The organism is Streptomyces sp. NPDC005820, assembly GCF_040630255.1.
GTDB lineage: Bacteria > Actinomycetota > Actinomycetes > Streptomycetales > Streptomycetaceae > Streptomyces.
Genome location: NZ_JBEXXE010000025.1, coordinates 94,762 through 114,012 on the forward strand (window position 1 = coordinate 94,762; position 19,251 = coordinate 114,012).

20 protein-coding genes and 1 pseudogene are annotated in these 19,251 nt (G+C 71.0%); 19 read left to right on the forward strand and 2 right to left on the reverse strand.

Going from position 1 to position 19,251, the window contains the following annotated elements; all coding sequences use genetic code 11:
• From ABZ464_RS29060 to ABZ464_RS29120, 13 genes and pseudogenes are all read left to right on the forward strand, one after another.
• On the forward strand, window positions 1-867 hold the full coding sequence (locus ABZ464_RS29060; RefSeq protein ID WP_359281330.1) for a hypothetical protein: 867 nt from the start codon (window positions 1-3) through the stop codon (window positions 865-867).
• An 82-nt stretch (window positions 868-949) separates the two neighbouring features.
• Window positions 950-1,654, forward strand: coding sequence for a Flp pilus assembly protein CpaB (gene cpaB / locus ABZ464_RS29065; protein WP_359281332.1), 705 nt, complete (start codon window positions 950-952; stop codon window positions 1,652-1,654).
• A gap of 13 nt (window positions 1,655-1,667) precedes the next feature.
• Entirely contained in the window at window positions 1,668-2,933 is a 1,266-nt protein-coding gene (locus tag ABZ464_RS29070) for an AAA family ATPase (RefSeq protein ID WP_359281335.1), read from the forward strand.
• A 5-nt stretch (window positions 2,934-2,938) separates the two neighbouring features.
• Entirely contained in the window at window positions 2,939-3,325 is a 387-nt protein-coding gene (locus tag ABZ464_RS29075) for a TadE family protein (RefSeq protein WP_359281337.1), read from the forward strand.
• A 1-nt stretch (window position 3,326) separates the two neighbouring features.
• Window positions 3,327-3,704, forward strand: a complete 378-nt coding sequence (locus ABZ464_RS29080) for a TadE family protein (RefSeq protein WP_359281339.1) — start codon at window positions 3,327-3,329, stop codon at window positions 3,702-3,704.
• Between the two features lie 17 nt (window positions 3,705-3,721).
• Entirely contained in the window at window positions 3,722-5,059 is a 1,338-nt protein-coding gene (locus ABZ464_RS29085; RefSeq protein ID WP_359281341.1) for a CpaF family protein, read from the forward strand.
• 5 nt (window positions 5,060-5,064) lie between these two features.
• The gene (locus tag ABZ464_RS29090; protein ID WP_359281343.1) at window positions 5,065-6,009 is read left to right on the forward strand and encodes a type II secretion system F family protein; all 945 of its coding nucleotides are present in this window, start codon (window positions 5,065-5,067) and stop codon (window positions 6,007-6,009) included.
• Window positions 6,010-6,025: 16 nt separating this feature from the next.
• A complete protein-coding gene (locus ABZ464_RS29095; RefSeq protein WP_359281346.1) occupies window positions 6,026-6,913 on the forward strand; it encodes a DUF5936 domain-containing protein in 888 nt (295 codons plus the stop codon).
• 10 nt (window positions 6,914-6,923) lie between these two features.
• Complete coding sequence (locus ABZ464_RS29100; protein ID WP_359281349.1) at window positions 6,924-8,264, forward strand: histidine kinase; 1,341 nt, start codon at window positions 6,924-6,926, stop codon at window positions 8,262-8,264.
• Window positions 8,237-8,890 (forward strand): annotated as a pseudogene (locus ABZ464_RS29105) (response regulator transcription factor); the annotation flags it as partial. The gene ABZ464_RS29100 and the pseudogene ABZ464_RS29105, both read left to right, overlap by 28 nt.
• A 294-nt stretch (window positions 8,891-9,184) precedes the next feature.
• Entirely contained in the window at window positions 9,185-9,787 is a 603-nt protein-coding gene (locus tag ABZ464_RS29110; protein ID WP_359281486.1) for a pilus assembly protein TadG-related protein, read from the forward strand.
• 17 nt (window positions 9,788-9,804) lie between these two features.
• Window positions 9,805-10,389, forward strand: a complete 585-nt coding sequence (locus tag ABZ464_RS29115; protein ID WP_359281351.1) for a hypothetical protein — start codon at window positions 9,805-9,807, stop codon at window positions 10,387-10,389.
• A gap of 8 nt (window positions 10,390-10,397) precedes the next feature.
• Window positions 10,398-11,015, forward strand: coding sequence for an OmpA family protein (locus tag ABZ464_RS29120; RefSeq protein WP_359281353.1), 618 nt, complete (start codon window positions 10,398-10,400; stop codon window positions 11,013-11,015).
• Here the strand turns inward: ABZ464_RS29120 and ABZ464_RS29125 are convergent.
• Window positions 10,990-11,367, reverse strand: a complete 378-nt coding sequence (locus tag ABZ464_RS29125) for a DUF192 domain-containing protein (protein ID WP_359281355.1) — start codon at window positions 11,365-11,367, stop codon at window positions 10,990-10,992. The two genes, ABZ464_RS29120 and ABZ464_RS29125, sit on opposite strands and share 26 nt — an antisense overlap.
• A gap of 73 nt (window positions 11,368-11,440) precedes the next feature.
• On the opposite strand from ABZ464_RS29125, the gene ABZ464_RS29130 reads away from it, so the two are divergent.
• Together ABZ464_RS29130 and ABZ464_RS29135 are read left to right on the forward strand one after the other, a co-directional pair.
• Window positions 11,441-12,028, forward strand: a complete 588-nt coding sequence (locus tag ABZ464_RS29130) for a dihydrofolate reductase family protein (protein ID WP_359281358.1) — start codon at window positions 11,441-11,443, stop codon at window positions 12,026-12,028.
• An 82-nt stretch (window positions 12,029-12,110) separates the two neighbouring features.
• Complete coding sequence (locus ABZ464_RS29135) at window positions 12,111-12,926, forward strand: methyltransferase domain-containing protein (RefSeq protein WP_359281360.1); 816 nt, start codon at window positions 12,111-12,113, stop codon at window positions 12,924-12,926.
• A gap of 47 nt (window positions 12,927-12,973) precedes the next feature.
• On the opposite strand, the gene ABZ464_RS29140 is transcribed toward ABZ464_RS29135, so the two are convergent.
• Complete coding sequence (locus ABZ464_RS29140) at window positions 12,974-14,128, reverse strand: winged helix DNA-binding domain-containing protein (RefSeq protein WP_359281362.1); 1,155 nt, start codon at window positions 14,126-14,128, stop codon at window positions 12,974-12,976.
• Window positions 14,129-14,886: 758 nt separating this feature from the next.
• Here ABZ464_RS29140 and ABZ464_RS29145 point away from each other — a divergent pair.
• The 4 genes from ABZ464_RS29145 (at window position 14,887) to ABZ464_RS29160 (ending at window position 19,154) form a co-directional block, all read left to right on the forward strand.
• Window positions 14,887-15,660 (forward strand): isoprenyl transferase, encoded by a 774-nt coding sequence (locus tag ABZ464_RS29145; protein ID WP_359281363.1) that lies wholly within the window; start codon window positions 14,887-14,889, stop codon window positions 15,658-15,660.
• Window positions 15,661-15,950: 290 nt separating this feature from the next.
• The gene (locus ABZ464_RS29150; protein WP_359281365.1) at window positions 15,951-17,276 is read left to right on the forward strand and encodes a PhoH family protein; all 1,326 of its coding nucleotides are present in this window, start codon (window positions 15,951-15,953) and stop codon (window positions 17,274-17,276) included.
• A 419-nt stretch (window positions 17,277-17,695) separates the two neighbouring features.
• Window positions 17,696-18,373: a lytic transglycosylase domain-containing protein gene (locus ABZ464_RS29155; protein ID WP_359281368.1), complete on the forward strand. Its 678-nt coding sequence runs from the start codon at window positions 17,696-17,698 to the stop codon at window positions 18,371-18,373.
• Between the two features lie 67 nt (window positions 18,374-18,440).
• Window positions 18,441-19,154, forward strand: coding sequence for a transglycosylase SLT domain-containing protein (locus tag ABZ464_RS29160; protein ID WP_359281370.1), 714 nt, complete (start codon window positions 18,441-18,443; stop codon window positions 19,152-19,154).
• Window positions 19,155-19,251: the final 97 nt, after the last annotated feature.

Consider the following 19,251-nt stretch of genomic DNA (forward strand, 5'->3'; position numbering starts at 1 on the left):
GTGCCAACTGCCGTTGCCGTGACCGGCGCCGACCTGGCGCTGCCGCCGCAGGACGAGCGGACCCTGCCCGCCGTCGTGCTCGCCGACCTGGACCGGCAGCCGCTGGAACAGGCCCTGGACGCCGTACAACTCCTCGTCGAGCAGCACGGACACCTCGTCGTCGTGTACTCGCGGGCCGTCCCGCCCGCCGTGGAACAGCGGCTGCACACCATCCGCTCGCTCCTGGAGAGCGACCGCATCGCGCTGTACCGGCCCGACCTGCCGCCCCTCGGCGTCGCCGTCCTCGCCCGCCAGCTGCGCCAGCTCGCCTCCTGCGACCTCGGGCCGGGCGTGCTCGCCTCGGCGGGCCGGCTGCTCACCCACTACATCCACGCGGGCGCGCTCCTCGGCTCCGTCGCCCGGCTCGACCGCGTCCCGGTCGTCGGACTGAAGGCGCACGCCCGGTCCTGGGTTCCGGGCAGTCAGTTCGGTGTGCTCGCGCATCCGCAGCCGGAGCTGGTCAAGGCCGCCCCCGACGTCACCCTTCCCGGGCCCGAGTTCGGGACCTGGATGCTCGTCGGCCGCGGCCAGCTCCAGTCCGACTGGGTCACCGGCACCCTCGCCCCCGCCTGGAAGGCGCAGGGGCTGCGGGAGACCGAGGCGCCCGCCGAGTCCGCCGACTGGTGGGGCACCCCGAAACTGATCGAGTTCTGCGCCTATCTGCCCGACCTGTCGGTCCTCTACCAGCTCGTCGCCTCGGTCCGCCAAGGCGTCTGCCACTGGTGCGGGATCGACGTCATCGGCGACCGCTGCGTGTTCTGCTCCGCCACCCCGCCGCCCGCCGCCGAGCTCACCGCACGCCCCGCCCGCGCCCTCACCACCGGCTGAGACGCCCCACCACCGGCTGAGAAGCGCCGGCACCGACCACCGTTCCCGCTCGACCCGACCCCCAACGAGGTTGCACGGTTCCATGAACTCCCGTCAGCGCCGCGGCGTGATTCTCCTGCTCCTGTCGGTGTTGTGCGCCCTCGGTGCCTTCGCCGGCGTCCTCTCCGTCATCGACGACGTGAACTCCAAGGTCGGCCCCGAGGTCAGCGCCTACGAACTGCGGTCCGACATCGCGCCGTACACGGCTCTCAAGGAGAGCCAGTTCAAGAAGATCGAGATGCCGAAGCGCTGGCTGTCGGAGAACGCCGTCACCGACCTCACCGCGATCGACAAGAAGATCGCGGTGACGACCCTGAAGAAGGGCTCGCTGCTCCAGAGCGACATGATCGTCGACCAGCCCGCCCTCCAGCCCGGGCAGCAGGAGGTCGCCATCATGGTCGACGCGGCGACCGGCGTCGCCGGCAAGATCAGCCCGGGGGCGTCCGTCAACGTGTACGCCACCTTCGAGGGCGCCCGCGACACCGACCCCGACCAGTCGAAGATCATCGTGACGAACGCGCGCGTCCTCGACGTCGGCGAGATCACCGCCCTCGAACCCGACCGCAACGACCGCGACTCCGCCACCGACGCGGTCCCCATCACCTTCGCGCTGTCGACCCTGGACGCCCAGCGCATCACCTACGCCGAGTCCTTCGCCAAGCGGGTCCGCCTCGCCCTCGTGGCCCCCGGCGGGCAGACCACGATCCCCGACCAGGACCGTACGTACGAACTCGTCACGGACAAGTGAGAGGCCGCCGCCCATGCCCACGAGGATCCTCCCGGCCGTCGGCGACGCGGACGCGGTCCGCTCCCTCACCACCCTGCTCAGCCAGCTCCCGGACGCCGAACCGGTCACCCCGGTCGCCGACTCCACCCAGCTCGTCGACACCCTCGCCCGGCTCGCCGCCGAGTCCGTCGACGAACTCCCCGAGGTCGTGATCGTCCACGAACGCATCGGGCCCGTACCGGCGCTGGAGCTGGTCCGCGAGGTCGCCCTGCGCTTCCCGGCCGTCGGCGTCATCCTCGTCACCACCGACGCCGGCCCCGGCCTCTTCCAGGCCGCCATGGACTCCGGCGCCCGAGGACTCGTCACCCTCCCCCTCGGCTACGAGGAGCTCGCCCACCGCGTCCAGGCCGTCGCCCAGTGGTCCGTGGGCGTACGACGTCATCTCGGCCACGGGGCAGACGTGTTCCCCGGCGTCGGCGGCACGGTCGTCACCGTCAGCGGCGCCAAGGGGGGAGTGGGGGCCACGCTCACCGCCGTACAACTCGCCCTCGCCGCCCAGGCCTCCGGCCGGCCCACCGCCCTCGTCGACCTCGACCTGCAGACCGGCGACGTCGCCTCCTACCTGGACGTCCAGTTCCGCCGCTCGGTCGTCGACCTCGCCGCCATCACCGACCTCTCGCCCCGCATCCTCGCCGAGGCCGTCTTCCGCCACGACACCGGAGTGGCCCTCCTGCTCGCCCCCGCCGAGGGCGAACGCGGCGAGGAGGTCACCGACCGCGCCGTACGGCAGATCGTCGGCGCCCTGCGCTCCCGCTACGAGGTCGTGATCGTCGACTGCGGCGCCCAGCTCAGCGGCGCCGGGGCCGCCGCCGTCGAGATGGCCGACCGGGCGCTCCTCGTCACCACCCCGGACGTGGTCGCCGTCCGCGGCGCCAAACGCACCGTCCGCATGTGGGACCGGCTCCAGGTCCGCAAGGCCGAGGAGACGACCGTCGTCGTCAACCGGCACACCCGCGGTACGGAGATCCAGCCCCCGCTCATCCAGAAGATCACCGGCACGGCCGTCGCCACCACCGCGATCCCCGCCAACTTCAAGGAACTCCAGGCCGCGGTCGACGCCGGCCGGGTCCACTCCCTCGACGGCAAGGGCACTGTCCGCCAGGCCCTGTGGGCGCTCGCCGCCGAACTGGGCCTGGTCAAGGCGCCGGAGACGGCCCTGGTGCGCCGGGGCGGGCGCGGCCGGGGCGCGGACCGGGGGACGGGCCGGGGCACGGGCGGCTTCCGGCGGCGGAAGGAGTGAGCGCCATGGGGAGCCGTGTCGCGCGCGACCGGGGCCAGGTCACGATCGAGTTCCTCGGCATGACCCCGCTGATCATCGTCACCCTGGTGGTGGTGTGGCAGTGCGTGCTCGTGGGGTACACGTTCACGCTCGCGGGGAATGCTGCCGACGAGGCGGTGCGGGCGGGCACGGCGGCGGACCCGGGGGCACGGGAGGGGGCCTGCCAGCAGGCGGGCCTGGACAAGCTCGGGGACGCGTGGAGGGGGAACGCCGACGTGGACTGCGGCACCGGCGGCGGCTATGTGACCGCCGACGTCTCCCTGCGCGTCCCCGTCCTGTTCCCGGGCACGATCGACTTCCCGTTCACGGTGCACGGCCATGCCGGGGCCGTGGAGGAAGAGGACGGCGACTGAGATGTCGTACGGACGAGAGCGCACGCGACTGCGACGGCGCGGCCGGGGCGACCGGGGGCAGGTCGCGCTGGAGTATCTCGGCTTTCTGCCCCTGCTGCTGATCGTCGCGCTGGGCGCCGTCCAGCTCGGGCTGTTCGCGTACGCCGCCCAGCAGGCCGGCACGGCGGCCCGCACCGGCGCCCGCAGCGCCTCCCTCGACCAGGACTTCGCCGGAGACTGCGCACGGGCGGTCAGCAGCTGGCTGTCGGTGAGCTGTTCGAGCGCCGACCTGGGCGACGAGGTCCAGGTCACCTCCACCGTCACCATCCCGTCCGTCATCCCGGGCATCGGGAACTTCGGCACCGCCCGCAAGACGGCCACGATGCCGGTCGACCACTGAAGGAAGGCGGCACCGCCATGAGTCTGCGGGCACGCATCACCTCCCCCGAGGAGGGGAACGGGCGGGGCGAGGACGCCCATCTGGTCTCCTCCTACCGGGCCAAGCTGCTGGAGGAGATCGACCTCGCCGAGATGAGCTCGCTCGCGGCGGCCGAGCGCCGGGCCCGGCTGGAGCGGGTCCTCGGGCACATCATCAGCCGCGAGGGCCCGGTGCTGTCGACCGGCGAGCGCTCACAGCTGATCCGGCGGGTCGTCGACGAGGCGCTCGGCCTCGGCATCCTCGAACCGCTCCTCGAGGACGCCTCCATCACCGAGATCATGGTCAACGGCCCCGACGCGATCTTCGTCGAGCGCGGCGGCCGGGTGGAGCAACTCCCGTTGCGGTTCGCCTCGAACGACCAGCTGATGCAGACCATCGAACGCATCGTCTCGACCGTCAACCGCCGCGTCGACGAGACGAACCCGATGGTCGACGCCCGCCTCCCGTCCGGCGAACGTGTCAACGTGATCATCCCGCCGCTCTCCCTGACCGGCCCGATCCTCACCATCCGCCGCTTCCCGCGCTCCTTCACCCTCAACGAGCTCATCGGCTTCGGCTCCCTCGACGAGCCGATGCTCTATCTGCTCGCCGGGCTGGTGCAGGCCAAGTTCAACGTGATCGTCTCCGGCGCCACCGGCACCGGCAAGACCACCCTGCTCAACGCCCTGTCCGGGCTCATCCCGGAGGGCGAGCGGATCATCACCATCGAGGACTCGGCCGAACTCCAGCTCCAGCAGTCCCACGTCATCCGGCTGGAGTCCCGGCCGCCGAACGTCGAGGGCAACGGCCGGATCACCATCCGCGACCTGGTGCGCAACTCGCTGCGGATGCGCCCCGACCGGATCGTGGTCGGTGAGGTCCGCGGCGGCGAGTCCCTCGACATGCTCCAGGCGATGTCGACGGGCCACGACGGCTCGCTCGCCACCGTCCACGCCAACAGCGCCGAGGACGCCCTGATGCGGCTCCAGACCCTCGCCTCCATGTCCGACGTCGAGATCCCCTTCGTCGCGCTCCACGACCAGATCAACAGCGCGGTGGACGTGATCGTGCAGCTGACGCGGTTCGCGGACGGCGCCCGCCGGATCACCGAGATAGCGGTCCTCGACAGCCACGGCTCGGAGGCCTTCCGGCTGGCGACCGTCGCCCGCTTCGACGCCCGCCCGATGAGCGCCGACGGGCGCGTCCACGGCGCCTTCGGGTACTTCCCCCTCCCGCGCCGCACCGCCGACCGCCTCTACATGGCGAGCCAGCCGATCCCTCAGGCGTTCGGGGTCGCCCGCGACGCACTCGAACTCACCACAAGGGAAGCCCGGTAGCAGCGATGGACCTCGACACCCTCATCACCCTCACCACCGGCGTGACCCTCCTGACCTGCGCCCTGGCCGTCGTGGGCGTGCACGTCTACGCCAAGGGCCACGCCCAGCGCGCCGCCCTCGTGGAGCGCCTGTCCTACACCGGCCAGGCCCCCCTCGGCGGACGCCGGCGCCGCTTCCGCGACCTGGACCGGCGGCTGCGCCGGACGAAGACCGGCCGCAGGCTGGAGCTGAAACTCGCGGCCACCGGCCTGGACGTCACCCCCGGCGAGTTCTTCGTCTACATGCTCGCCACGGTGGCCGGCCTGTGGCTGGTCGGCCAGGCCGTCCTGGCCCCCTTCTTCGGCCCGCTCGCCGGACTCCTCGGCCTCTGGGCGGCCCTGCAGTTCCTCACCTGGCAGCGCCAGAAACGCATCGAGAAGTTCATCAACCAACTCCCCGAACTGGCCCGCATCCTGGCCAACGCCACCCACGCCGGCCTCGCCCTGCGCACCGCGATCGGCATGGCCGCGGAGGAACTGGAGGCCCCGGCCGGCGAGGAACTCGGCAAGGTCGCCGACCAGCTGGCCGTCGGCCACTCCGTCGACGACGCCCTCGGCGAGCTCGCCGACCGCCTCCCCTCCCGCGAACTCGTCGTCCTCGTCACCACCCTGGTCCTCTCCAACCGGGCCGGCGGCCAGGTCGTCGGCGCGCTGCGCAACCTCACCGAGACCCTGGAGGAACGCAAGGAGACCCGGCGCGAGGTCCGCACCCAGCTCTCCCAGGTCAACATGACCTCGTACGCCGTCCCGGTGCTCGGCGTCGGCGCCCTGTTCCTCATGGACGGCGTCAACGACGGCACCCTGGACCGGATGACGTCCTCGGCCGTCGGCCAGGCCTGTGTGATCGTCGCCTTCGGCCTCTACGCCGTCGGCTTCCTCCTCATCCGCCGTATGTCCCGCATCGACGTCTGAGGAGGGGACGCAGACCATGGAACTCCTGCTCGCCCTCGTCATGGGCCTCGCCGTCTGGGGCGTCTTCGCCGGGATCCGCATGTACCGGGCCGAGGTCAAGCTCCCCAGCGACCTCGTCCTCGCCCTGGAGGTCGGCGCCACCCGCACCAGCGCCGTCGGCTCCCTCGTCGACCGCATGGGCATGCGGTACGCCCCGGCCGTGCTGCGCCTGATGGGCCCCAGGCAGGTCGCCCGCTACCGCCGCCGCATCGACCTCGCGGGCAACCCCGGAGGCCTGACGATCGACCGGTACGCGGCCCGGCGCGCGGTCTACGGCGCGATCGGCGGCCTCGGCGCGCTGGCCGCCCTCCTCCAGGGCAGCTTCTTCGTCGCCCTGCTCATGCTGGCCTTCGCCGCCTTCTGGTCCGAGGTCGGCATCTGGTCGGCGATCCGGGTCCGCAAGGACGCCATCGAACGCACCCTGCCCGACTTCCTCGACGTCCTCGCCGTCGTGGTCAGCGCCGGCCTCGGCTTCCGCCAGGCACTCGACCGGGTCGCCTCCAAGTACGAGGGCCCCTGGGCGGACGAGATCCGCATCACGCTCCGCCAGATGGACCTCGGCATGAGCCGCCGCGAGGCCTTCGAGGAACTCCGCCGCCGCAACGACTCCGAGCAGGTAGCCATGTTCGTCACCGCCCTCCAGCAGGGCGAGGAACTCGGCGCCCCGATCGTCGACACGCTTGTCGCCATCGCCAAGGACATGCGCCGCACCGACGCCCAGAACGCCCGCCGCAAGGCCGCCCGCGCCGTCCCCAAGGCCACGCTGATGATCACCACGTTCATGGTCCCGGCGACGATGCTCCTCCTCGGCGCGGGCATGCTGCTCGGCTCCGGCACCGACTTCAGCTCGATCACGGGGGAGTAGGCGGCCGGTCATGACGGAAACCACGGGCACGGCAGGCGCGGCGAAGACGGGCGCGGCGAAGACAGGTGTGGCGAAAACAGGTGTGGCGAAAACAGGTGTGGAGAGCGTCAGCCTCCAGGCGAACGCCGTCCAGTCCCTGTGCCGGCAGGTCTTCGGCTTCCGCCTGGCGATGATCGCCCTGGCCGCCCCGTCCGCCCTCCTGCACGCCTCCCCGGGTCTGGGCGTCCGCCTCGTCGGCGCGGCCGTGGTCGTCACCTTCATGGGCTCCTACGCCCTCTTCCGCGACTGGGAACGCTTCGGCCCCCTCCTCCTGCGCCACCCCACCCTCCTGGCGGCCGACACCGCCTTCGGCACCCTCCTGCTCATCTCCGCCGGCCCGGACACCACCCTCGCCTACGTCAGCGTCTGCACCCCCCTCCTCGCCGGCATCGTCTACGGCTGGCGCGGCGCCGCCTGCTTCGCCTCGCTCCAGTCGCTGATCCTGCTGCTGGTCCAGGCGACCGTCGCCCACGGCCCGGACGCGGGGCCGGCCGAACACCTCCTCCTCCCCGGCTTCTGCGTCATCACCGGAGCGGTCGGCTCCACCCTGCGCGGTCTGCTCCTGCGCTTCGGCGAGGCCACCCAGGCCCTCACCGCCGTGCGCGCCCGACTCGCCGCCACCGAGGCGGTGGCCGCCGAACGCGCCCGCCTCGCCCGCGAGATGCACGACTCCGTGGCCAAGACCCTGCACGGCGTCGCGCTGGCGGCGGACGCCCTGGCCGCCTCCACGGACCCCGCGCAGACGCGACGGCAGGCGGAACTGGTCGCCCGCTCCGCGCGCAGGGCGGCCACCGAGTCCCGCGACCTCCTCACCGACCTGCGCCGCGAGCCGGATCCCGCCGGGGGCGTGGACGTACTGCCCGAACTGGCGGCCAGCGCGGACGACTTCGCCGAACGCACCGGCCTACGGGTGGTCTACCGCCCCACCGGCGACCGTACGACCCTCCCCGTGCCCGCGACGGTGGCCCGCCAGCTCCTCACCATCACCGCCGAGGCCATGGAGAACGCCCACCGCCACGCGGACCCCACGGCGGTCGAGGTCCGCGCGGGCGTCCAGGACGACCTCCTCACCCTCACGGTCCACGACGACGGCCGGGGCCTGCCCCCCGGCACCACCCTCGAACACCTCCGCGACACGGGCCGCTTCGGCCTCCTCGGCATGACGGAACGGGCCGCCTGCGTGGGCGCCCGCCTGCGCGTCGCGCCCCGCGACGACCGCACCCCCGGCACCGAGGTCCGCCTGGAACTCCCCCTGGCCGCCCTGACCTTCCGAGAGGAGGCACCATGCCGGACCGGCCCGCCGTACGCGTAGTGGTGGCCGACGACAACCCGGTGGTCCGCGCGGGCCTCACCGCGCTCCTGTCGAGCTGCGCCGACCTCACGGTCGTGGCGGAGGCGGCGGACGGCCGCGAGGCCTGCGAGGCCGCCCTGCGGCACCGCCCCGACGTGCTCCTCCTCGACGTCCGCATGCCCGGCGTCGACGGCCTCACGGCCCTGCCCCACCTGGCCCGGATCACCACGGTCCTGATGCTGACGTACAGCCACGAGCCGGAAACGGTCCGGGCGGCGCTGCGGGGCGGGGCGAGCGGCTATCTGGTGCACGGGGAGTTCACGGTGGAGGAGCTGCGGGGGGCGGTGAGGAGTGCGAATGCACACGACAGTGTGCCCTCAAGTTCCTTGCTTCCATTGACTTTCCCCGAACGGCTTTCGCGACTGCAATCAACTATGGGACAGTCGGATCCGTCGGGTCACCGGGCCGGGTTCCAGCTCAGCGCGAGGGAGGCGGAGATCATGGACCTCATCGCGTCGGGCATGAACAACCAGCAGATCGCCGCCGCATGCTTCATCAGCGAGAAGACGGTCAAGAATCACATCAACCGCATCTTCGCCAAGCTGCACAGCAGCAGCCGCGCCGAGGCGGCGGCCAAGTGGCTGGGAAATTGGGCCCTGGGACCCTCGTCGGGGACACCCCGAGCGCCCTACGTTCCTCCTGCCAATGCCTCAGACCGAGAGGAACACCATGAGCGACCTGCTGCTGAAGACCGTCGTCGCGGCCATGGTCCGGGTGACGGAGGCGGTACGGCGCCGCACCGCCGACGACAGGGGGCAGACCGCGGTCGAGTATCTGGGGATCATCGCGGTGGTGGTGGCGATCGTGGTGTTGATCGCGAACACGAATCTGGGCCAGACGATCGTGGACAAGCTCAGGGCGCAGATCGCCAAGGTGGCGCCCTGACAGTTCGTCGAACACGCCTTTTTGGCGATGGCGGGCAGGCTTTCCCCATCTACATCACCGTGGTGGCGGGCCTGCTCTTTCTCGCGCTCGCGTACTTCGCGGTCGGTCAGGCGGCAGTCAACCGCAACGGCGCTCAGACCGCGGCCGACGCGGCGGCGCTGGCGGCGGCGCAGGAGACGCGGGACCAGCTCTTCGACCAGTGGCGACTGGACGTCCTCGACCCCACGAAGTGGCAGGACATCTTCGACGGAGATGTGCTCGGGCTGGCCTCTTCGTGCTGGCGCGCGTCCGAGCTCGCCTCACAGAACGATGCCAGCCTGCAGCGTTGCGACGAGCCGGATGTTCTTCGCACCAGCGTCACGGTGCAGGCGAACAAGACGGCGGGGGACTCCGTGATCCCCGCCACGAGCACCACGCGCGCCCATGCGTCCGCCGTCGCCGTGATCGACGCGCTGTGCACGTTCGAGCTGCCGGGCGGCACCGGCACACTGCCGAAGCTCACCTGCAAGGACGGGAAGGACTGGGAGCTGGACCCGGATGACCTGACCGATCTGCCCGGTCCCGAGGACCTGTTCGACGTGCACCTGGCCACAGGCTGAGGAAGGAAAACAGAGCGATGAGGATGCGGTTCACTGCGAAAGCCCGCAGGGTGACGGTCGCGCTGACCGTCGTGGCGGGGCTGGCCCTGGGGCCGGCCGCCTGCGGCGGCGGGGGTGACGACGACGCCAAGAAGCCGCAGAACTCGTCGTCCGCCTCCAAGTCCGATGGATCGCAGCCGAATCCGCAGGAGGGAAAGTCCGAGGCGCCGATCGCCGAGCTGAAGGGGCCGAGCGGGCTCCTCCTGCAGATCACGTCGGCCGTGCGGGACTCGGGCGGCTTCATCACCGTCAACGGGGGCTTGAAGAACGACAGCGGCACGGAAGCCGTGATCCCCTCAGCGTTGAGCGGCAACGAGACGGAGATCATCAACAACGGACTGTCCCTCGGCGGAGCCACCCTCGTCGACTCCAAGAGCAAGAAGCGCTACTACGTCCTCCGCGACACAGAGGGCCGCCCCCTGACCACCACCGGCTTCTCGACGCTGAAGGCGGGGGAAACGATCGACGTGTTCCTCCAGTTCCCCGCCCCGCCCGCGAGCAGCACGGAGGTCACCTTCCAGCTCCCGCTGTTCCCCAGCGCGGTCATCAAGATCTCCGGGTGAGGCCGGTCATGACCCCACGTCTCTCCCTGGCGGTGGCCACCGCCACCCTCCTCGTCCTCGGCACGGCCCCCGCCTCCCTGGCCGACGACAGCACCCCCAGCGTCCCCCCGGGCACCGAGGCCACCGCCTCCGCGCCGGTCGAGGTGGACCCCAACGATCCCGACCTCAAACTCCCCGAGGGCGGCACGCTCGCCGAGCCCAAGGTCCTCGACATCAAGCAGGTCGTGGAGGACGAGTCCGGCGACGAACGGCGCGAGGACACCAACGCGGACGTGACGTTCGCCCTCCAGGCCGAGGTCCTGTTCGCCAAGGACAGTGCGAAGCTCGGCACGGAGGCGAAGGCCCGTATCGCGGTGATCGCCGACGAGATCAAGAAGCAGAACACCAAGCTGGTCCGCGTCTTCGGCTTCACCGACAACCTCGGCTCCTCCGCCCACGGCGACGTCCTCTCCAAACAGCGCGCCGACGCCGTCCAGGCGGAACTCGCCGGCGACCTGAACGACCCCGCCATCACCTTCGAGGTCCGCGGCTACGGCGAGCAGTACCCCATCTCCGACAACTCCACGGAGGAAGGCCGCAAGAAGAACCGCCGAGTGGAGGTCACCTTCCCGCGGACGACGACCTGACCTCGACTCTTGCTCCTGGCCGCAGTCCCCATCCCTCCATCGTGCCCGCCGCCGACTCCAGGACATGGCGGGAGCGGAGGCGGGGGAGGCCCAGGCGGGCGGGGGGCATGGTGCGTGTCGCGATGACCGTCAGGCGGCGGTCGAGGTACGCGACGTCGATGGGGATGCGCATGCCGAACGTGTGGACGCTGCCCGCGGGGGTCAGCAGCATCGCGCCGTCGACGGAGTCCCGGCCCAGGAGGCCCCGGGTGCGGGCGCGGTAGGACGCGGCGATCTCCAAGGGGATCCGCAGGGGAATCCCGTCCGCCCCGTCCACCAGCAGTTCGGCATACCCGTCGCGCCAGCGCGCCATACCCCGTCTCCCCTCGGTCGCGTCGCTACTCTCGGCACGGTAGCGAGCCGGGACACGAAGAGGTGGCCGTCGTATGCGGAAGATCGTGCTGATGATGTCGGTGTCCCTGGACGGATACATGGAGGGTCCGGACCGCGACATCTCCTGGCACCGCGTCGACGACGAGGTCCACCAGGACGCCAACGACTTCATCGCCCGGATGGCCGGCCTCCTCAGCGGCCGGGTCACCTACGACCTCATGGCCGGTTTCTGGCCCACCGCCGACGCCGACCCCGAGGCTCCCGCGGTGATGGCCGAGTTTGCCGGCATCTGGCGGGAGATCCCCAAGTACGTCTACTCCCGCACGCTCCAGCACGCCGACTGGAACACCACGATCGTGCGGGAGGTCGTCCCGGAGGAGGTCCGGGCGCTCAAGGAGCGGCGCGACGCGGAACTGGGCCCCGGAGACCTGGGGCTCGGCGGCGCCGATCTCGCGGCGGAGTTCCTCCGGCACGGCCTCGTCGACACGATCCGGCTCTACGTCCACCCCGTACTGATCGGCCGGGGCAAACCCCTCTTCCCGCACGCCGACACCCCCACCGGCCTCCATCTCGCCGAGTCCCGCGCCTTCGGCAACGGCGTCGTCCTGCTCCGCTACGACGTGGGCCATGACGGGACATGACCGGGCATGACTGAAATCGCCGTACGGAGGGGCGGGAAATAATCGGCGGCAGGTGCGTGTCCCCGCCTGCCACGATCACCTCATGAACCACCACGACGACATCGGCATCGGCATCGATATCGGCATGAGCTTCGAGGACCTTCTCGCCGAGGGCGCCGCCGTCCCCACCGAGGGGTGGGACTTCTCGTGGTTCGAGGGGCGGGCGACCGAGGCGCGGCCCTCCTGGGGGTACGCGGTGTCGCTCGCCGGGCGCCTGGCCGGAGCCACGGCCGTGCTCGACATCCAGACCGGCGGCGGCGAGGTCCTGGACTTCGCCCTCGGACGGGCCGCCACCGCCCCCGTCCTCACCGTGGCGGCCGAGGGCTGGCCGGTGAACGTCGCCAAGGCCACCGCCCTCCTGCGACCGCGCGGCATCGCCGTCGTCGCCGTCCCGGAGACGGCCCCGCTGCCCTTCGCCGACGCCGCCTTCGACCTGGTCACCAGCAGGCATCCGGTACGGCCCGGGTGGCGCGAGATCGCCCGGGTGCTCCAGCCCGGCGGGACCTACTTCGCCCAGCACGTCGGGCCCCGCAGCGTCTACGAGCTCGTCGAGTACTTCCTCGGCCCGCAGCCCGAGGCGGCGAGCCACGACCGCCACCCCGACCGCGAACGCGCCGAGGCCGAGGCGGCGGGGCTGGAGATCGTCGACCTGCGCGCGGAACGCCTCCGGATCGAGTTCCACGACATCGCCGCCGTCGTCCACTTCCTGCGCAAGGTGGTCTGGATGGTGCCGGACTTCACCGTCGAGGCCTACGAGCCCCGCCTCCGCGCCCTGCACGAACAGCTCACCGGCCGGGGCCCCTTCGTCGCCCACAGCACCCGCCACCTCATCGAGGCCCGCAGGCCGACGACCTCCTGAAGACCTCCCGCGTGCCGACCGAGCCGCCCACCCCCGACACCGCCCCCTCACGCATGCGCCCCCGTCCGCACCTCCCCGATCACCAGCTCCGCCGTCGCCTCCAGTACCTCCCCGACCCGTTCGGCCCGTTCGCCGAGCTCTCGGGTCCGGCGGGCCGTCAGCCGGTCGAGGGGTTCGACCGTGACGGTCGTACGACGGCCCCGGCGCCGTTGGTGCCACACGCCCGCCACCACCCCGTCCACCAGCAGCACCGGGAAGTTCCCGGCCTGCCCGCCCGCCAGCGCCCGCCCCTGGGCGGCCCCCGGGAACAGCAGCTCCCGGGGCTGGGCGGCGATGACGTACGCGTCGAAGTACGGCAGCAGCCGCACCCCGCGCACGGGCTCCGCCGGGAACCCGGTGTCCCCGGCCGCCACCCAGGCCCGCCGGCCCTCGAACAGCACCTCCTCCACCGCCGCCTCCCCGAGCGCCTCCTCGAACAGCCCGACCGCCCAGCCGGACGGCGCCGCCAGCCACTTGGCGAAGTCCTGCGGGGTCGCCGGACCGTAGGCGGTCAGATAGCGCAGGAGCAGTCGGCGCAGCGCCTCCGCGGGCGGCAGCGGATCGAAGCGGGGCGGGCGGGTGTACGTCACCTTGCGGCCCCGGTTCGGCCCGAAGCACAGCGCGCCGGACTGGCCGGCCCGGTGCAGGACCTGCCGCCAGCGCGGCCACAGGTCCTGGAAGGCGGGCATCACCCGGTCCCCGGCCCAGGGCCCGGTGCGGGCGACGACCTGCTCGTCCAGTTCCTCCAGCGTCAGGCACACCCCGTCGAGCGCCTCCCCGACCGCCGTCACCACCTGCGCGGCCTGTTCCCCGGTGAGCCGTATGTCCGGTGGGAAGGGGCTGCGGCCGGACGGGATGGCCGTCAGGGCGGCGGTCCACAGGGGGAGTTCACGGGCGGGCAGCAGATGGACGGTCCCGCGCGGGCCGTGCGTCCGCACCAGTGACCGGTCCTGGGCCAGGGCGGCGCGTACGGCGGTCCGTGTCATCCCCTCGGCGCGGATCCCCACCGACATCTCCGCCGCCGAGGGAACCTGCGCGTGCGTGCCGAGCATGGCCGCGACGATCTCCTCGGGCCCTCCGGTGCCGGCCGCGAGCGGATTGGCCAGGAACTGCCGTTCCAGCCGCCGCGCGGACGCCTCTCGCCAACTGATTCTCCGGGTCATGGCGCCGACGCTAGAACGCAAAGAGGACGGGAACTGTCCGCCATGGGCGCGCCGCACTCCGCTCGTGTCGGCCCGCACGGCCCACCGGACAAGCAGAACAGGGCATTCCGGTTCACTCCGCCGCAGATCACCTCAGGATCTCCATGAGGCTTCCACATCGTTATCGCGAGCGGTTCGCATTTGCCGTGGGCCTCACGTAAGTTCAAGCGCGGGTAATTCGCGTGAGCAAAGCTGCGCGGGGCGGTACCGCGCAGTGGAGGGGGCTGTGCGGCGCCGCCCGCGTCAAGCGGGCGTGAGCGGCCGGGGTAGCCCGTCGGGGGGACGGGCGGACAACTGCCCGACCGACGCCCAAGTCCCGCCAAAACCTCAGCTTCCCTCGGTAAACGCCGTCATTCCCCTGGGATTCCGTTGCGTTCCGGCCATGATGGGCCCATGAATCATGCCCCGAAAGGGCATCTGGGCGTCGCCGAACGGCTTCGGAGAGTAATTGTGCCGCGCCGATGCACGCAGCATCACTTACGAAGGGTTATGGTGGAAACCCCCCCTCGGGCCGGTCCGTCTCCCCCCCACGGACCGGCCCGTTTTTTGCATCAGAGAGCGGCGCCTTCTCAGCACGGGCGAACCGCCCCGACCGCAGGGGCGCGGGGAACTGCGCGAACCACCCCCGCCCACCGGCACCCGACAGACAACCGCACCGCCCCGCACCGGTACCCTGTTGGCCCGCGGGGACCGCACTCGCACGGAGGGGCTGACATCACGTGAACCTGCGCGACAAGCTGCGCGGCCTTCTGGTCAGGCTGTACGCACGCCGGGTGGAAGGTCACCTGGACCACGCTCAGGTGCCCAAGCACATCGGCGTCATCATGGACGGCAACCGCCGCTGGGCGAAGGCCGCCGGGTCCACCACCGAGCACGGCCACCGGGCAGGCGCCGAGAAGATCGAGGAGTTCCTCGGCTGGTGCACCGAGACGGACGTCGAGGTCGTCACCCTCTGGCTGCTGTCGACGGACAACCTCGACCGCCCCCAGGAGGAACTCGTCCCCCTCCTCGGCATCATCGAGGACGTGGTCCGCACCCTCGCCGCCGACGGCCGCTGGCGCGTCCACCATGTCGGCACCCCCGACATCCTCCCCGCCCATGTGCAGACCGCGCTGAAGGAGGCCGAGCAGGCCACCGCCCACGTCGACGGGATACTGGTCAACGTCGCCATCGGCTACGGCGGCCGCCAGGAGATCGCCGACGCCGTGCGCTCGATGATCACCGACGCCGCCGACAAGGGCGTCTCGATGGAGGACCTCGCGGAGTCCGTCAGCGTCGACCTGATCGGCCGCCACCTCTACACCGGCGCCCAGCCCGACCCCGACCTGGTGATCCGCACCAGCGGCGAACAGCGGCTGTCCGGATTCATGCTGTGGCAGACCGCCCATGCGGAGTACTACTTCTGCGAGGTCTTCTGGCCGGCCTTCCGCAAGGTCGACTTCCTGCGTGCCCTGCGCGACTACGCGGCACGTCACCGCCGCTACGGCGGCTGACCGCGGGACGGAAGTAACAAGGAGTTCACCGGTGCGCCGTCATATGCCCTGGCATGGCGGCGCATTTTCGAGGGCATAAGCCAAGCAGGTCGACGCCCGAACCACGGGTGTCGGATCCTCAGCGGGCGGCACGGGGCCGTCCGCCCGGGAGGCCCTTTGCACCAGCCCGACCGTGCGGTCACAGCATGGAAGCAGCAGCGGGGGGCCGGTTCCCGGCCCGTGCAGGGCCATGAACCGGTCCAGCTCCACTCCGTCGCTCCCCGACCTCATCCGAGGGGGTACGTCCTTCCGTGGTGACCAGCACAAAGCGCCGTATGCCTGACCGGCGCACCTATGTTCTCGACACCAGCGTCCTGCTGGCCGACCCGAACGCCATGACCCGCTTCGAGGAGCACGAGGTCGTGCTCCCCATCGTCGTGGTCACGGAACTGGAGGCCAAGCGGCACCATCCCGAACTCGGCTACTTCGCCCGGCAGGCCCTGCGCCTGCTCGACGACTACCGGGTGAAGTACGGTCGCCTCGACGCCCCCATCCCGATCGGGGAGCTGGGCGGCACCATCCGTGTCGAGCTCAACCACTCGGACCCCAGCGTGCTGCCCAGCGGCTACCGACTGGGGGACAACGACTCACGCATCCTCGCGGTCGCCCGCAACCTGCAGGCCGAGGGGTTCGACGTCACCGTCGTGTCGAAGGACCTGCCGCTCAGGATCAAGGCCTCGTCGGTCGGTCTCCTGGCGGAGGAGTACCGCGCCGAGCTCGCCATCACGGACGCCTCCGGCTGGACCGGAATGTCCGAACTGGGCCTGTCCGGCGAACAGGTGGACATCCTCTTCGAGGAAGGACACGTGTACGTCCCGGAGGTCGCCGACCTCCCCGTGCACACCGGCCTGACCATCCAGTCGGAGCGCGGCAAGGCGCTGGGCCGGGTCACCCCCGAGGGCAACATCCGGCTGGTGCGCGGCGACCGGGAGGCGTTCGGCATCAAGGGCCGCAGCGCCGAGCAGCGCATCGCGCTCGATCTGCTGCTCGACCCGGACGTCGGCATCCTGTCCCTGGGCGGCCGGGCCGGCACCGGCAAGTCGGCGCTGGCGCTGTGCGCGGGCCTCGAGGCGGTTCTGGAGCGCCGTCAGCACCAGAAGGTGATGGTCTTCCGGCCGCTGTACGCGGTGGGCGGACAGGAGCTCGGCTATCTGCCCGGCTCCGAGTCGGAGAAGATGAGCCCCTGGGCGCAGGCGGTGTTCGACACCCTGTCGGCCGTCACCTCCCGCGAGGTCATCGAGGAGGTCACCGCGCGCGGGATGCTGGAGGTCCTGCCCCTGACCCACATCCGGGGCCGCTCCCTGCACGACGCCTTCGTCATCGTCGACGAGGCCCAGTCCCTCGAACGGAACGTGCTGCTGACCGTTCTGTCCCGGATCGGTGCCAATTCACGGGTGGTTCTCACCCATGACGTGGCCCAGCGGGACAATCTGAGGGTCGGGCGCTACGACGGTGTCGTCGCCGTCGTGGAGAAGCTGAAGGGTCATCCGCTCTTCGCGCATGTGACGCTGAACCGGTCCGAGAGGTCCCAGATCGCGGCGCTTGTGACCGAAATGCTGGAGGACGGGCATATCTGACCCTGACCGCACAAGTTCATAAGCTTTGAGCGTCAGTTGGTGCCGTCCGGCAAAGGTGGTGAGCCTAGCCGGGCGGCATCGGCGTGTGTAAGGGTTTGGCGAAATCCCCTGGAGTTCCAGGGGTGTGAGCTTTCACACGTAACTCGGAATTGCCTTGCGGCGTTGGGTTACGGCAGAGTCTCGATCCTGTCAGGCCCCGCATACGGCACACGTGTACCCCCAGTGGTACGGAACCGCACTTGCACCACCGTCAACTCCATAGCGTCGCCGTATGCCGCCCGAGCACCACACGGCACTCCCTTCCGGGGAGTCGCCCACCGGGCCCGTGTCTCCCGTGACCCATCGAGGGGAGGCCAGCGTCAGGGGCACGATCGCGTCCGCCAGGGTCACCGAAGCGGGCGCTGCTGGAAGGAAACCGTGTGAGCCGGATCTCGGTCCGGGGATTCGCAGTGGCCTCGGCCACGGCGGTCACCGCTGTCGGAAGCGTCGTCGGCGTTGCCTCGGGCAGCATCGCAGCACCGAACAACGACGCTGAGGCGACCGCGAGCGACGCGACGCTCCTCGCTGACATCCCTGCCGGCCAGCAGGCCCAGGTGCAGACCGCCACCGTGGCGCAGCAGGCCAACTACCAGGCCATCGCCGCCGACGAGGGCGCCAAGAAGGAAGCGGAGGCAGCGGCCCGCAAGGCTGCCGCCGAGACCGCCGTCGCGAAGAAGGAGGCCGCCGAGAAGGCGGCCAAGGAGCGCGCGGAGGCCAAGGCCAAGGCCAGCCGCAGCGCGTCCGACTTCCCGGTGCAGAGTTCCTACACGGTCGCGCAGATCCAGGCCATGGCCGCGCAGATGGTGCCGAGCGGCCAGTTCCAGTGCTTCAGCAACATCGTGGACCACGAGTCCAGCTGGAACTACCACGCCGTCAACGCCTCCTCCGGCGCCTACGGCCTCTTCCAGGCGCTGCCCGCCGGCAAGTACGCGTCCGCGGGCGCCGACTGGCAGTCCAACCCGGCCACCCAGATCAAGTGGGGGCTGAACTACATGAACAGCCGGTACGGCAGCCCCTGTGAGGCGTGGTCGTTCTGGCAGGCCAACCACTGGTACTGAGTCCCGCGCGGCTCCGGCCGCACCTTCTCCTTTCAGCTCGACTTTCATCTCGAACGAAGGATTTCGTGTGAGCCGGAACTCGGCCCGGGGATTCGCGGTGGCCTCGGCCACCGCGGTCACCACGGTCGGTGCGGTCATGGGCGTGGCCCAGGCCGGCACCGCGCAGTCCAGCGACGACGCGCAGGCCACGGCGAGCGGTACGACGCTCCTCGCCGACTTACCCGTAGGCCAGCAGGCCGAGGTGCAGACGGCCTCGCTGAACCAGCAGGCCACCACGCAGGCCATCGCCGCGGACACGACCGCCAAGAAGGAGGCGGAGGAGTCCGCCCGTAAGCAGGCGGCCAAGGACGCCGTGGCCAAGCAGAAGGCCGCCGTCGCCAAGGCCAAGGCCGAGAAGGAAGCGAAGGAAGCCAAGGAACGCGCGGAGGCGGAGACCAAGTCCACCTCGGCCTCCGGCAGCACCGCGAGCTTCCCGCAGCAGGCGTCGTACACCGTCGCCGAGGTCCAGGCCATCGCACGTCAGATCGTGCCCGCCGGACAGTTCCAGTGCTTCAGCAACATCGTGAACCACGAGTCCACCTGGAACTACCGGGCCGTCAACCCCACTTCCGGCGCCTATGGCCTCGTCCAGGCCTACCCGGGATCGAAGATGTCGTCCGCCGGCGCCGACTGGCAGACCAACCCGGCGACCCAGATCAAATGGGGCCTGAACTACATGAACGAACGCTACGGCAGCCCCTGCGACGCCTGGGACTACTGGCAGGCCAACGGCTCCTACTGAGCCGACGCTCAACCCCGCGCAGCCCCTCCCCGTCCTTAGGTGAGGGGCATCGCCCTGTACGGTCGACAAGCCGACGACTCCAGGGGGAGTGGTGGGG

Coding starts and splice junctions, on each gene's coding strand:
- cpaB (WP_359281332.1), top strand. CDS start 950: ATGAACTCCCGTCAGCGCCGCGGCGTGATTCTCCTGCTCCTGTCGGTG.
- ABZ464_RS29070 (WP_359281335.1), top strand. CDS start 1,668: ATGCCCACGAGGATCCTCCCGGCCGTCGGCGACGCGGACGCGGTCCGC.
- ABZ464_RS29075 (WP_359281337.1), top strand. CDS start 2,939: ATGGGGAGCCGTGTCGCGCGCGACCGGGGCCAGGTCACGATCGAGTTC.
- ABZ464_RS29080 (WP_359281339.1), top strand. CDS start 3,327: ATGTCGTACGGACGAGAGCGCACGCGACTGCGACGGCGCGGCCGGGGC.
- ABZ464_RS29085 (WP_359281341.1), top strand. CDS start 3,722: ATGAGTCTGCGGGCACGCATCACCTCCCCCGAGGAGGGGAACGGGCGG.
- ABZ464_RS29090 (WP_359281343.1), top strand. CDS start 5,065: ATGGACCTCGACACCCTCATCACCCTCACCACCGGCGTGACCCTCCTG.
- ABZ464_RS29095 (WP_359281346.1), top strand. CDS start 6,026: ATGGAACTCCTGCTCGCCCTCGTCATGGGCCTCGCCGTCTGGGGCGTC.
- ABZ464_RS29100 (WP_359281349.1), top strand. CDS start 6,924: ATGACGGAAACCACGGGCACGGCAGGCGCGGCGAAGACGGGCGCGGCG.
- ABZ464_RS29115 (WP_359281351.1), top strand. CDS start 9,805: ATGAGGATGCGGTTCACTGCGAAAGCCCGCAGGGTGACGGTCGCGCTG.
- ABZ464_RS29120 (WP_359281353.1), top strand. CDS start 10,398: ATGACCCCACGTCTCTCCCTGGCGGTGGCCACCGCCACCCTCCTCGTC.
- ABZ464_RS29125 (WP_359281355.1), bottom strand. CDS start 11,367: ATGGCGCGCTGGCGCGACGGGTATGCCGAACTGCTGGTGGACGGGGCG.
- ABZ464_RS29130 (WP_359281358.1), top strand. CDS start 11,441: ATGCGGAAGATCGTGCTGATGATGTCGGTGTCCCTGGACGGATACATG.
- ABZ464_RS29135 (WP_359281360.1), top strand. CDS start 12,111: ATGAACCACCACGACGACATCGGCATCGGCATCGATATCGGCATGAGC.
- ABZ464_RS29140 (WP_359281362.1), bottom strand. CDS start 14,128: ATGACCCGGAGAATCAGTTGGCGAGAGGCGTCCGCGCGGCGGCTGGAA.